Origin of the sequence: Mammaliicoccus sp. J-M41 (genome assembly GCF_022385935.1) — a bacterium.
In the GTDB taxonomy this organism is placed as follows: domain Bacteria; phylum Bacillota; class Bacilli; order Staphylococcales; family Staphylococcaceae; genus Mammaliicoccus; species Mammaliicoccus sciuri_A.
The window spans coordinates 16743-29411 of sequence record NZ_JAJNIR010000001.1 but is presented as its reverse complement, the minus strand read 5'-3'; the positions used below and the strand labels follow the sequence as shown (position 1 = coordinate 29411).

General features: G+C 34.6%; 12 protein-coding genes and 1 riboswitch. Of the genes, 10 read left to right on the top strand and 2 right to left on the bottom strand.

What is annotated here, in order from left to right; all coding sequences use genetic code 11:
* Positions 1-10 precede the first annotated feature (10 nt).
* Together LQ686_RS00155 and LQ686_RS00150 are read left to right on the top strand one after the other, a co-directional pair.
* Positions 11-1420, top strand: a complete 1410-nt coding sequence (locus LQ686_RS00155; RefSeq protein ID WP_025906398.1) for an FAD-binding oxidoreductase — start codon at positions 11-13, stop codon at positions 1418-1420.
* Positions 1410-2666: a (Fe-S)-binding protein gene (locus LQ686_RS00150; RefSeq protein WP_103360682.1), complete on the top strand. Its 1257-nt coding sequence runs from the start codon at positions 1410-1412 to the stop codon at positions 2664-2666. The genes LQ686_RS00155 and LQ686_RS00150 overlap by 11 nt, the downstream gene beginning before the upstream one ends.
* Positions 2667-2891: 225 nt before the next feature.
* On the opposite strand, the gene deoD is transcribed toward LQ686_RS00150, so the two are convergent.
* Complete coding sequence (deoD, locus tag LQ686_RS00145; protein ID WP_103360681.1) at positions 2892-3602, bottom strand: purine-nucleoside phosphorylase; 711 nt, start codon at positions 3600-3602, stop codon at positions 2892-2894.
* A 112-nt stretch (positions 3603-3714) separates the two neighbouring features.
* Here deoD and LQ686_RS00140 point away from each other — a divergent pair, with 112 nt between their 5' ends.
* The 5 genes from LQ686_RS00140 to LQ686_RS00120 all read left to right on the top strand — a co-directional run bounded on the left by LQ686_RS00140 (position 3715) and on the right by LQ686_RS00120 (position 8327).
* Positions 3715-4650, top strand: coding sequence for a sugar-binding transcriptional regulator (locus LQ686_RS00140; protein WP_103360680.1), 936 nt, complete (start codon positions 3715-3717; stop codon positions 4648-4650).
* Between the two features lie 84 nt (positions 4651-4734).
* Complete coding sequence (gene deoC, locus LQ686_RS00135) at positions 4735-5397, top strand: deoxyribose-phosphate aldolase (protein WP_037589818.1); 663 nt, start codon at positions 4735-4737, stop codon at positions 5395-5397.
* 82 nt (positions 5398-5479) lie between these two features.
* Entirely contained in the window at positions 5480-6781 is a 1302-nt protein-coding gene (locus LQ686_RS00130; RefSeq protein ID WP_103360678.1) for a pyrimidine-nucleoside phosphorylase, read from the top strand.
* Positions 6782-6792: 11 nt separating this feature from the next.
* On the top strand, positions 6793-7977 hold the full coding sequence (gene deoB / locus LQ686_RS00125; RefSeq protein WP_103360677.1) for a phosphopentomutase: 1185 nt from the start codon (positions 6793-6795) through the stop codon (positions 7975-7977).
* The gene (locus LQ686_RS00120; RefSeq protein WP_103360676.1) at positions 7977-8327 is read left to right on the top strand and encodes a DoxX family protein; all 351 of its coding nucleotides are present in this window, start codon (positions 7977-7979) and stop codon (positions 8325-8327) included. The genes deoB and LQ686_RS00120 overlap by 1 nt, the downstream gene beginning before the upstream one ends.
* Positions 8328-8885: 558 nt before the next feature.
* Here the strand turns inward: LQ686_RS00120 and LQ686_RS00115 are convergent.
* Positions 8886-9353, bottom strand: a complete 468-nt coding sequence (locus tag LQ686_RS00115) for an S-ribosylhomocysteine lyase (RefSeq protein WP_103360675.1) — start codon at positions 9351-9353, stop codon at positions 8886-8888.
* 137 nt (positions 9354-9490) lie between these two features.
* Here LQ686_RS00115 and LQ686_RS00110 point away from each other — a divergent pair, with 137 nt between their 5' ends.
* The 3 genes from LQ686_RS00110 to ldmS all read left to right on the top strand — a co-directional run bounded on the left by LQ686_RS00110 (position 9491) and on the right by ldmS (position 12612).
* Positions 9491-10033: a GrpB family protein gene (locus tag LQ686_RS00110; RefSeq protein WP_025904443.1), complete on the top strand. Its 543-nt coding sequence runs from the start codon at positions 9491-9493 to the stop codon at positions 10031-10033.
* Positions 10034-10076: 43 nt separating this feature from the next.
* A riboswitch (SAM riboswitch) is annotated at positions 10077-10176 on the top strand.
* A gap of 58 nt (positions 10177-10234) precedes the next feature.
* The gene (locus LQ686_RS00105) at positions 10235-11422 is read left to right on the top strand and encodes a M20 family metallopeptidase (protein ID WP_025904444.1); all 1188 of its coding nucleotides are present in this window, start codon (positions 10235-10237) and stop codon (positions 11420-11422) included.
* Positions 11419-12612 carry an L-aspartate--L-methionine ligase LdmS gene (ldmS, locus tag LQ686_RS00100; protein ID WP_103360673.1) on the top strand — a complete coding sequence of 398 codons (1194 nt, stop codon included), beginning with the start codon at positions 11419-11421 and terminating at the stop codon, positions 12610-12612. The genes LQ686_RS00105 and ldmS overlap by 4 nt, the downstream gene beginning before the upstream one ends.
* Positions 12613-12669 lie beyond the last annotated feature (57 nt).

Sequence of the window (12669 nt, the reverse complement as noted above, 5' to 3'; positions counted from 1 at the left end):
GGGGGATAACATGGAAGAACTCTATCATGCTTTAAAGAAACATTTAGATAATGGGCGCGTTTCTAAAGAAGTAGCGGATCTTTCAAGTTATAGTTTTGATGCTTCTTTCGGAGAATACATGCCTGATATTATTTGTCAGCCAATGTCTACTGAAGAAGTGGTGCATATTGTAAAGTTAAGTAATCAATATGACGTACCAATTTATCCAAGAGGTAGTGGCACAAGTTTAAGTGGAGGACCACTTGCTGTTCATGGTGGTATTGTGTTGGATTTTTCAAGATGGGACAATGAAATAACAGTTTACGAAAATGATTTAATGATGGAAGTTTCACCAGGCGTTATCACTGAGAAAATTCATAAAGTTGCTGAATCATATGGACTGATGTATCCACCTGATCCATCCAGTTCTCGTGTTTCAACAATTGGGGGTAACTTAGCTGAAAATGCAGGTGGACCAAGATGTTTAAAGTATGGTGTCACGAAAGACTATGTTGTTGGATTAGAAGTCGTAACGGCTAATGGAGATATTATTCACTGTGGTGGACGCACAGTAAAAAATGTAACAGGTTATGATATGACAAAATTAATCGTAGGGTCAGAAGGTACGCTCGGTATTATTACAAAAGCTACTTTACAATTGATTCCTAAGCCGATTGATACAAAGACAGCAATGTTGCAGTTTGATGATTTTATTACATCAGGTGAAGCGGTATCCAAAATTTTAAGATCGGGTATATTACCTTCTAAAATCGAAATCATGGATAAATATTGTGTTGATGCTGTGTTGTCGACACATCCAATTGAGAATGTGACAGCCGATGCTGAGTCGGTATTGTTAGTCGAATTAGATGGTCATCCTTTAGCACTTGAAGCAGAAATGAAAATCATCGAAGAAACATGTGCTGCGTTACCTGGTTGTAAAGTCATTATTGCTGAAGATGAAAAACAGGCATCCGAACTTTGGGAAGTGCGTAAACTTGTGTCACCAGCTATCGTGAAATTTGGACCAACAAAGATAAGTGAAGATACAAGTGTGCCGGTCAGTCAAATTCCAGCTTTCTTTGAAGAAATTGAAAGAATTCGACAAACTTATCAATTAAATTTAGTTGTGTTTGGGCATGCTGGAGATGGCAATTTACATCCTAATATTATTACGGATAAACGTAAGCCAGAAGAAATGAAACGAGCTGAAGAAGCAGTTGCTGAAATTTTTAAAGCTTCACTGAAATTAGGTGGTACATTAAGCGGTGAACATGGTATTGGATTGTTTAAAAAGCCATTTATGTATAACGAATTTGATGAAGCAGGCATGAAATTTATGAAAGATGTAAAACAGGCATTGGACCCTAATAATCGTCTGAATCCAGGTAAAATCTTTCCAGACGAGCATGAAAGGTTTGTGTTAGTCCATGACGAATAATCTAATTGCAAAATTAGCATATGATGCGACTTTTGATTGTGTTCAATGTGGCTTTTGTTTACCATCTTGCCCTACATATTTAACGATGAAAGAAGAAAAACATTCTCCACGAGGTAGAATCAATCTTGTTAAATATGCAGTTGAAGGTAAAGCTGAACTTAAAGATTTAGAAGAAGCAATTGATTTATGTTTAGGCTGTAGACAATGTGAAACAGTTTGTCCAACGAATGTTCAATACGGCGACATTTATGAATCGGCAGTCGAAGTATTAAGAGAAAAGCGAAATAAAAAATTAGACACGCAAATTATGTCTGTATTTTTAGAACGTCAATATATGATAGATGCGATGTATAAAGGCTTGAAGCTCTATCATACGTCTTTTGTTTCAGGGATTTTAAATAAGACAAATGCATTGAAATTACTACCAGAAAGATTAGGTAATATGGCGATGATTTTGCCACCAGTTCAAAAAGATAAACGACCTTACCAAACACCTTTTAGAACGAAAAAAACAACAATTGGCTTTTTCAGAGGTTGCATGATGAATTCATTTTTCTCACATATAAACGATCTTGCGATAAAAATTTTAGAAGCGCATAATATTCAAGTTATAGAAATTAAACAACAAACTTGTTGTGGCGCACTTCAACATCATGCTGGAGAAATGGATAAAGCAAGAAAATTAGCCAAACTCAATATTGAGGCGCTAGAAAAATACGATGTAGATTATTATGTCAATGCTATTGGCGGTTGTGGCGCTTCGTTAATAGAATATGATCATTTATTGAGAAATGAAGCGGAGTGGAAAGCTAGAGCTGAACAGTTTGTTGATAAAGTGAGAGACATATCCGTTATATTAGAAGACATTGACTTAAACTTAGAACACCCGATTAATATTCAAGCCACTTATCAGCCATCATGCCATTTGCAAAACGTACAACATGTATTCAATGAACCTGAAAAAGTAATCAACCAAATAAAAGGACTAACATATAAAGTATTACCCGAAAAAGACATCTGTTGCGGTTCAGCAGGTATATATAATATCGTGAATTATGATGCATCGATGGAAATCTTAAATCGAAAAATGAGTCACGTAAAAGAAATAGAGCCACAATTAATCATCACATCAAATCCAGGATGTCACTTGCAAATGTTGTTAGGTGTTAAAAATGAAGGATTAGAAGACAAAATACAAGTCAAACATATCGTAGAAGTCGTAGCAGAAGCGTGCGGTATAGAATAATGAGGAAGTTGAGATGAAGAGAGATAATCGGTGTAGGTGTTAGGGACAGAATTCCGAGAAATGTCCGTAAGAGTGGCCCGCCTAATTACCAGAATTCAGAATAATGGAAGTTAGCGACCTCTAATTATCTAAATCCTGGAACCTAACGCAACCAATATTACTCCTTCACTATCACAAATGAAAAGAGCTAAGACGGTCATAATCGTCTCAGCTCTTTTTTTATAATTATTCTGCGATTTCTAATGCAATTTCCATCATTTGTGTAAATGAATTTTGTCTTTCTTCTGCTGTTGTTGCTTCATCTCTTAATAAGTGGTCACTTACTGTGAAGATACCTAACGCTTTTTTACCAGCTGCTGCGGCATTTATATATAATCCTGCTGATTCCATTTCAACGCCTAAGATACCTAATCTTGCCCATTTGCTTGTTACTTCTGAGTCTGCATTATAGAAAATATCACTTGAGAAGATATTACCTACGTGTGATGTTGCGCCGATTTCGTCTGCTTTGTTTTTAGCGCTTGCTACTAAACCGAAGTCTGCGATTGGTGCGAAGTAACCTGGTACGTTGAATTGATCAACATAACGAGAGTTTGTAGATGCACCTTGAGCGATAATAATATCGTATAAGTTGATATCTTCTTGCATAGCACCACATGATCCGATACGAATAATTGTGTCTACGTCAAAGAAATTATAAAGTTCATAAGAATAAATACCGATTGAAGCAATACCCATACCTGAACCCATAACAGATACTTCTTTACCTTTATAAGTTCCTGTGTAACCTAACATATTTCTTACATCGTTGAATTGTTCTACATTTTCTAAAAAGTTTTCAGCGATAAATTTAGCACGTAATGGATCCCCCGGCATTAGTACTGTTTTTGCGATTTTTACACCATTTGGTTGAATATGTGGTGTCCCTTGAGTCATAACTATCTTCTCCTTTAAATAAAATAAAAGTTTTTTCATCTTAAAGATAACATTTGTTTAAATTTTTTGCGAATTTTTGTACGATAAGAGTGAAAGAAAGTGGTGAATAGGGATGAATTTACAAAAGAACAAGGATAGTATCAAGATTGCAAAGCTATATTATCAAGAAGGTTTGAGCCAAGAAGCGATTGCGAAAAAGTTAAATATTTCAAGACCAACGATATCAAGATTATTGAATCATGCTAAAAATCAAGGCTTTGTTACGATTAAAATTGATGACCCTTATCAAGATGCAGAAAGTTTAGCTTCACTTTTAAAAGCGAAATACAATTTAAAAGATTGTGTTGTTGAACATGCATCTTATAACGATTATTCAAATATTCAAACGGCAATTGGTAAAAAGACTGCTGAATATTTAAATAAAATTGTGAAAAACGGGGATAATATTGGTATAAGTTGGGGTAAAACGATGTATCAAGTTTCTCAATATCTAGAACAAAGTCATTTTAATGATATTGGTATTATCCAGTTGAAGGGCGGTATTAGTTTTTCAGATGTTGATACAAGAAGTCATCAAATTCTAGAAAGATTTGCTCAAGCTTATAATGCGACACCGAGAGATTTACCGTTACCCGTTATTTTTGATGTAAAAGAAGTAAAAGATATGGTTGAAAAAGACCGACATATTAAATCAATACTCGATCAAGGTAGACAAGTTGATGTTGCGATTTTTACTGTAGGAACTGTAAGAGATTCTGCCCTATTATTTAAACTAGGATTTTTGAGTGAAGAAGAAAAAGACAGACTTAAAAAATCAGCAGTCGGAGATATTTGTTCAAGATTTTATAATAGCAAAGGTGAAGTAGCAGACGAAGCTATTAATAATCGAACAATAGGTATTGAACTTGATGCATTGAAAGGTATAGAACATTCAGTATTAGTTGCTGGAGGTGAGCATAAAGTCGCTTCAATTAGAGGTGCACTTGAAGGTAAATTGAGTAATATTTTAATTACAGATCAATACACTGCACAGGCGTTATTAGATTAGTGAACAATATTTCAGTTATCGTTTTACAAATGTTCAATAACGTTATATAATAGACTTAATCAAAAAATATTAGGAGGATTCAACATGTCATTAGCTAAATATATCGATCACACAGCACTAAAACCAGATACGACTTTGGAACAAATTGATGCTTTATTAAGTGAAGCGAAAGAATATGGATTCAAATCAGTATGTGTCAATCCTACACACGTTGCACATGCCAAGAAAGCTTTAGAAGGGTCAGATGTACTTGTATGTACAGTAATCGGATTCCCTCTTGGAGCAAACACAAGTGAAGTTAAAGCATTTGAAACAGAAGATGCAATTAAAAAAGGTGCTCAAGAAGTAGATATGGTTATCAACATTGGCGCATTAAAAGACGGTAGAGATGAAGATGTTAAAAAAGATATCGAAAGTGTTGTTTCAGCAGCTAACGGTGTAACAACTAAAGTTATCATTGAAACTTCATTATTAACAGATGCTGAAAAAGTGAGAGCATGTGAACTTGCTGTTGCAGCAGGTGCTGATTTTGTTAAAACTTCAACAGGATTTTCAACTGGTGGTGCAACTGCAGAAGATATTAAATTAATGCGTGAAACAGTTGGTCCTGATTTAGGCGTAAAAGCTTCTGGCGGTATCCGTTCATACGAAGATGTTAAAACAATGATAGATAATGGTGCAACACGTATTGGTGCTTCAGCAGGCGTTAAAATTTTAAAAGGTGAAGCGTCAGATTCAGATTACTAAAAATTAATGGTACTTGAAATAGTACCTTTAATTTTTCAAATTAAGGTAAGCGTATTCATACAAAAAATGGAGGGTATTAACGATGAGAATGGTTGATGTAATTGCAAAGAAACGTGACGGGAAAGAATTAACGAAAGAAGAAATTGAATTTTTTGTTAAAGGATATACTGCAGGCGATATTCCGGATTACCAAGCGTCTAGTTTAGCAATGGCTATATATTTTCAAGATATGACAGATGAAGAACGTGCGAACTTAACGATGGCTATGGTTGAATCAGGCGATCAAATTGATTTATCTGAAATTGAAGGCATTAAAGTTGATAAGCACTCTACAGGTGGTGTAGGTGATACAACAACACTTGTACTTGCACCTTTAGTAGCAGCATTAGACGTACCAGTCGCAAAAATGAGCGGACGTGGTTTAGGTCATACAGGTGGTACAATCGATAAACTTGAAGCGGTTGAAGGGTTCCATGTTGAAATCAGTGAACAAGAATTTATCGATTTAGTGAATAAAGATAAAGTAGCCGTAATCGGTCAAACAGGTAACTTAACACCTGCAGATAAAAAGCTTTATGGCTTACGAGATGTTACAGGTACAGTCAATTCAATTCCATTAATTGCATCTTCAATTATGAGTAAGAAAATTGCAGCAGGTGCAGATGCGATTGTCTTAGATGTTAAGACTGGTGCAGGTGCATTTATGAAGACGATTGAAGATTCTGAGTTACTTGCGCATGCAATGGTAAAAATCGGGAATAATGTAGGTAGAAATACAATGGCAATCATTTCTGATATGAGCCAACCTTTAGGCAGAGCAATTGGTAACGGTTTAGAAGTGAAAGAAGCGATTGAAACATTAAAAGATGAGGGTCCAGAAGATTTAACTGAACTTGTATTAACTTTAGGTTCTCAAATGGTTGTATTAGCTAAGAAAGCTGAAACTTTAGATGAAGCGAGAGAAAAACTTTTAGAAGTGATTCAAAATGGTAAAGCATTAGAAAAATTCAAAGTATTCCTTGAAAATCAAGGTGGAGACGGTTCTGTAGTAGATGACGTTACAAAATTACCACAAGCTCAATATACTTTCGAAGTTAAAGCTGAAACTTCAGGTTATGTATCACACATCGTTGCAGATGAAATTGGTGTTGCTTCAATGCTTTTAGGTGCAGGTAGAGCAACAAAGGATGATATAATTGACTTGGCAGTTGGTTTAGTATTAAATAAAAAAGTTGGCGATAAAGTTGAAGCGGGTGAATCGTTAGTAACGATTTACGCAAATCAAGAAGATGTTAAAGATGTAGAAGCTAAAATTTTAGAAAACATCACAATTTCTGACGAACAAGTTAAACCAACATTAATTCATAAAGTGATTACAGATTAGGAGTGTGTCAAATGACAAACCGATTTAAACGTATTCATTTAATCGTAATGGATTCAGTAGGTATTGGTGAAGCACCAGATGCTAAAGCATTCGGTGATGAAGGTTCTCATACATTAAAACATACACTTGAAGGTTTTAATGAAACATTACCAAACTTAGAAAAGTTAGGCTTAGGTAATATTGCAGACTTACCAGTAGTTCAAAAAGTATCAAATCCAGAAGCATTCTATACTAAATTAAGTGAAGCTTCAGTTGGTAAAGATACAATGACAGGACATTGGGAAATCATGGGTCTAAATATTGATAAACCTTTTAAAGTCTATCCAGAAGGTTTTCCAGAAGAATTGGTGAAAGAAATTGAATCAATCACTGGTAGAAAAGTTGTTGCAAATAAACCAGCATCAGGTACTGCAATTATCGATGAATATGGTGAGCATCAAATGGAAACTGGAGATTTAATTGTATATACATCTGCAGATCCAGTGTTACAAATTGCAGCACATGAAGATATTATTCCTTTAGAAGAATTATATGATATTTGTGAGAAAGTTAGAGAGCTTACGAAAGATCCTAAATATCTAATAGGAAGAATTATTGCTCGTCCATACGTTGGCGAACCAGGTAACTTCACTAGAACATCAAACAGACATGACTATGCATTGAAACCATTTGGTAAAACAGTTATGAATACTTTAAAAGATGCGGATTACGATGTCATAGCAATCGGTAAAATTAATGACATTTACGATGGTGAAGGTGTTACGAAAGCTATTAGAACGAAAGATAACATGGACGGTATGGATCAATTAATCGATGTTGTAAAAAGTGATTTCACTGGAATCAGCTTCTTAAACTTAGTTGATTTTGATGCATTGTATGGTCATAGAAGAGATAAAGAAGGTTACGCACAAGCTATTAAAGACTTTGATAACCGATTAGAAGACTTACAAGCAGTATTAAATGAAGATGACTTAGTCATTATTACAGCAGATCACGGTAACGATCCAACTGCTCCAGGTACAGATCATACACGTGAATATGTACCATTATTAATGTATAGTCCAAGCATTAAAGAATATCATGAACTATCAGGTGATGATACATTCAGTTCAATTGGTGCAACAATTGCAGATAACTTTAATGTGACGTTACCTGAATTCGGTAAAAGCTATTTAAATGAGATGGGGATTAAGTAATGAATATAGTTAGACGATTATTTGGAATAGGATTTTCATTTGCAGGTGTGATGCATTTAGTGAGATCAGAAGGTTTTGAAGCAATCGTTCCAAACTATTTACCATTTAAAAAAGCAATTGTTTGGATAACAGGCGTGATGGAAATCGTATTTGGTATCATGTTAATGATCAAAAAGCCAAGTAGCTTAATGAAAAAATTAATCGAATGGTTCTTAGTAGCTGTATTTCCAGCAAATGTTTATATGGCACAAAAGAACATCCCATTAAACGGTAAACAATTACCAAAATGGGCGTTGTGGGGTAGATTACCACTACAATATGTGATGATTAAATTAGTAAGAAAAATGTAATCTTTATATAGAGAGTTTGGGGTATCGTATCCCAAACTCTTTTTTTATTTGTGGGTGAGTGTGATGTAGGAATTAGGTGAATATTATGTTGGGGAGTTGGGTGTTAGGTGTCGTTATTAGCAGATTTGGCTAGAAGTGCAAATAGTGGGTGCGTTATTAGCAAGTTTGGCTGAAGGTGCAAATACTGGAGTCGTTATTAGCAAGTTTGGTAAGAAGTGCAAATAGTGGGGTCGTTATTAGCAGATTTGGTAAGAAGTGCAAATAAGGAGACCAGTAATTACAATTCTCAGTAGTTTTGTAATTAAGGCGGCCCATAGTAACACTTCGGCCGAGTTTTGTAATTAAGGGGGCCCTTAGTAACACTTCGGCCGAGTTTTGTAACTAAGGCGTTCCTTAGTAACACTTCGCGCGAGTTTTGTAACTAATGCAGTCCGTAGTAACACTTTGACTGATTTTTGTAACTAAAGCCCCCGTTATAAACAAGTTTACCCGAAAGTGTTCACAACGCCCCGCCATTCCAACATAAAAAAGCCCAGGTCATATCCTGGGCTTTCCTCATTAATCTTCTTTAAAGATATTTTTCCAATTATCGCGTTCTGCTAAAAATTCAGTTGCTAGTTGTCGTGCGCCTTCTAATGAATGGCTTGCTGCCCATCCGCATTGTACTTCGTTACATGCTGGGACTTCTGTTGCTTGTTCTACGTCTTTAAGTGTTGCTTCTAATATAGCGAGTACGTCATCATAATCGTCATGATTGATGAATGAAGCATAAAATCCTGTTTGACATCCCATTGGACTTACGTCTACCACTTTGTCTGTATGGTTTCTAATGTTCTCAGCCATTAAATGTTCTAAGGAATGTAATGCAGGCATTTCCATATGTTCTTTGTTAGGTTGTTTAAATCGAATATCATATTTATGAATAACATCACCATTAAGTCCTTCTTTGATTCCTGCAAGTCTCACAAATGGTGCGTCTACTATCGTATGATCTAAATTAAAACTTTCTACATTCATTTTTGTCATGAAGATTCCTCCTTTGATTTCGGCATCATTATATCAAGTTAATTTTGAAAAAACAATCAATTCAGATTTCTTTTACTTTCTTTCTATGTTACTTTATAAGATAATATTAATAAATTATTCTGAAATTAGGTGATGAGATGGAACGTTTACGTGTAGTCCCTTACGACAGTATATGGCAACACCTTTTTCTTGAAGAGAAAAAATATTTACAGTCGTTATTGAAAGAACATAGTATCAGCATTGAACATATAGGATCAACGGCTATTCCTGGATTATCTGCGAAGCCGATTATAGATATATTAATAGTTGTCAAAGATAGTAAATCGATTGATGAATTTACACATGAATTATCAGCTTTAGGATATGAGTCTAAAGGAGAACGTGGTGTTATCGGTAATCGATATTTCAAAAAATATGATCATTACGGTGCAGTTTCTCACCATTTACATATTTATGATGAAGGTAGCCCACATATTTTAAGATTATTGTCCTTTAGAGATTATTTAAGAGCTTTCAATGGTGAAAGAGAAAGATATAGTCGTCTCAAGCATGACTTAGTCATTGAATTTCCTGATGACAGTGAACAGTACTATAAAGGAAAAGACAGCATGATTAAAGAATTCGAGAAAAAAGCAGAAAAATGGTACTTAAATTCCAATGATATTGCAACAAATCATTGACATATCCGAGTTAGACAGTTAGAATTAAATTCAAATTTCATACGAATTATCAAGAGAGACTGAGGGAAGGGCCCGATGAAGTCCAGCAACCTCCCATAATGGAAAGGTGCCAATTCCTACAGTTTGTTACTGGAAGATAAAAGAACGATTGGCGCACTCCTTACAAGAAGTGCGCTTTTATAATGGAAAGGTGAATCATTAATGAGTAACTTATCGCAAAATATTATTAATTATATAGAACAAAATAGACATTTATATTTATCAATGAGTCATCAAATTCATGAGCGTCCTGAGTTAGGAAATGAAGAAGTATTTGCATCACGTTTATTAAGCGATCAATTAAAGAGTCATCATTTTAAGATAGAGAAGAATATTGCGAAGCATCCGACAGGTTTCATTGCAACATATGACTCAGGAAAAGAAGGACCAACTATTGCATATTTAGCAGAATATGATGCATTACCTGGTCTTGGTCATGCGTGTGGTCATAATATAATTGGGACTTCAAGTGTGTTAGCAGGTATCAGTTTGTCTAAAGTGATTGATCAAGTCGGAGGAAAAGTTGTCGTGTTAGGTTGTCCTGCTGAAGAAGGGGGTATTAATGGTAGTGCAAAAGCAACTTATGTGAAAGCTGGTATTATCGATAATATTGATATTGCACTAATGGTCCATCCTGGCCATGAGACGTACGTGACAGTGCCTTCATTAGCTGTAGATGTATTTGATGTTAAATTCTATGGACGAAGCGCTCATGCCTCTGAAAATGCTTTTGAAGCGGTTAATGCGTTAGATGCTATGTTATCTTTCTTTAATGGGGTGAGCATGTTAAGACAACAAATTAAAAAGACAGATAAAGTGCATGGTGTCATATTAAATGGTGGTGAAGCAGCGAATATTATTCCTGACTTTACACATGCACGTTTTTACACGCGTGCCACTTCACGTAAAGAACTAGATATTCTTACTGATAAAGTGAGAAAAATAGCTGAAGGAGCAGCTATACAAACAGGAGGTACATATGAATTAAGACCAATTCAAAATGGTGTGAATGAATTCGTAATTAATAAACCACTAGACGAATTATTTAGAAAGCACGCCGAACAAGTTGGCGAAGAAGTCATTGATGACGATTTTGGTTTTGGTTCTACTGATACGGGGAATGTAAGTCATATCGTACCGACTATTCATCCACACATTAAAATTGGACCATCAAATTTAGTCGGCCATACGAAAGAATTTTGCCAAGCTGCTGCAAGTACAAAGGGTGATAAGGCATTAATTAACGGTGCGAAAATATTAGCATCAATGGGATTAGAACTTATAGAGAATGTATCCCTTAGAAAAGAAATTATTGAGCATCATCAAACATTAAGGGAGAACTTGTTATGAACAAAGAATATAGGAAACCACTCAATTTAACGTTAAGAGATTTGTATGAAGAAGATATTGTATATAATGCGAGACCTTCGTATGAAGATAATCCTTGGTTAAAAGCTGAAGAAGCACAATCTAATTTTTTAACAGCAAGAGAAATGATTATTAGTAATATGCCCATGATCGTTCATGAAGCATGTTTAACAGATAATGTTAAAAGAATTTTAAAATTAGTAAATGTGGATATTCCGAGCAATATATATACTTTTAAAGATAGAACGCAATATGAACATTTACTACAACAGTTAACAGCTGACAATAAAAAAATATTTTTCCAATACATACATGGTCAACATTTATGTAAAGATGAAGAATATGCCGTTTATAAACCTAAATTTATAGATTTAAATAATAAATCTAAAATTGAACAATGGACGGGTGGTAAATATTTACCGAAACGTGAAATTGTGAAAGCAGAAGAATTTGAACAAGCTATTCAAAACTGGGATTTACCATTAGTCATTAAACCGGGAGACGAGTTACCTACTGCAGGTGGGTATGGTGTAATGATTTGTTATAATGAAGCGGATTTAAAGAAAGCAACTGATAGAATTAAAGAAGCATCAGATACAAAATACATTATCATCGAACAATTTATTGAAGAAATTGATAATTATTGTGTTCAATACGTATATAGTGAAAAGACGGGTATACAATATATAGGTGCTGTAAAACAGCTTACAGATGAATACGGCTTCTACAATGGTAATGTTAATTCAAATCATGTACCACAAAGTGTTATAGATGCAGGATATGGAATTATGAAAAATGGTGTTGAGCATGGTTATAAAGGCGTATCAGGGTTTGACCTGCTCGTAGATAAAAACCATGACGTATATGCCATTGATTTAAACTTCAGACAAAATGGTTCAACAAGTATGTTATTACTGAAAGATCGTTTACATGAAGGCTTTCATAAATTTCTAAGTTATCATTCTACAGGAGATAACACGCATTTCATCAATACAATAGAAAAATTCATCAAAAATGGCTACCTCTATCCACTTGCATACTATGATGGTGACTATTTCGGTAAAGACAACGTAAAATCAAGATTTGTTGGAATTTGGCATGCAGAAACTGAAGAAAAAGCATTAGAGCAAGAGCAACTTTTTCTAGATACATTAAGTAGTCAAAATAAATGAAAATTTTTTTACAATTTAACTTCTTTTATATTGACTTATACCTAATACGTATAATAT

Excerpts from the sequence above, each read along its gene's own strand:
- LQ686_RS00155 (WP_025906398.1), top strand. The coding sequence starts at position 11 with ATGGAAGAACTCTATCATGCTTTAAAGAAACATTTAGATAATGGGCGC.
- LQ686_RS00150 (WP_103360682.1), top strand. The coding sequence starts at position 1,410 with ATGACGAATAATCTAATTGCAAAATTAGCATATGATGCGACTTTTGAT.
- deoD (WP_103360681.1), bottom strand. The coding sequence starts at position 3,602 with ATGACTCAAGGGACACCACATATTCAACCAAATGGTGTAAAAATCGCA.
- LQ686_RS00140 (WP_103360680.1), top strand. The coding sequence starts at position 3,715 with ATGAATTTACAAAAGAACAAGGATAGTATCAAGATTGCAAAGCTATAT.
- deoC (WP_037589818.1), top strand. The coding sequence starts at position 4,735 with ATGTCATTAGCTAAATATATCGATCACACAGCACTAAAACCAGATACG.
- LQ686_RS00130 (WP_103360678.1), top strand. The coding sequence starts at position 5,480 with ATGAGAATGGTTGATGTAATTGCAAAGAAACGTGACGGGAAAGAATTA.
- deoB (WP_103360677.1), top strand. The coding sequence starts at position 6,793 with ATGACAAACCGATTTAAACGTATTCATTTAATCGTAATGGATTCAGTA.
- LQ686_RS00120 (WP_103360676.1), top strand. The coding sequence starts at position 7,977 with ATGAATATAGTTAGACGATTATTTGGAATAGGATTTTCATTTGCAGGT.
- LQ686_RS00115 (WP_103360675.1), bottom strand. The coding sequence starts at position 9,353 with ATGACAAAAATGAATGTAGAAAGTTTTAATTTAGATCATACGATAGTA.
- LQ686_RS00110 (WP_025904443.1), top strand. The coding sequence starts at position 9,491 with ATGGAACGTTTACGTGTAGTCCCTTACGACAGTATATGGCAACACCTT.
- LQ686_RS00105 (WP_025904444.1), top strand. The coding sequence starts at position 10,235 with ATGAGTAACTTATCGCAAAATATTATTAATTATATAGAACAAAATAGA.
- ldmS (WP_103360673.1), top strand. The coding sequence starts at position 11,419 with ATGAACAAAGAATATAGGAAACCACTCAATTTAACGTTAAGAGATTTG.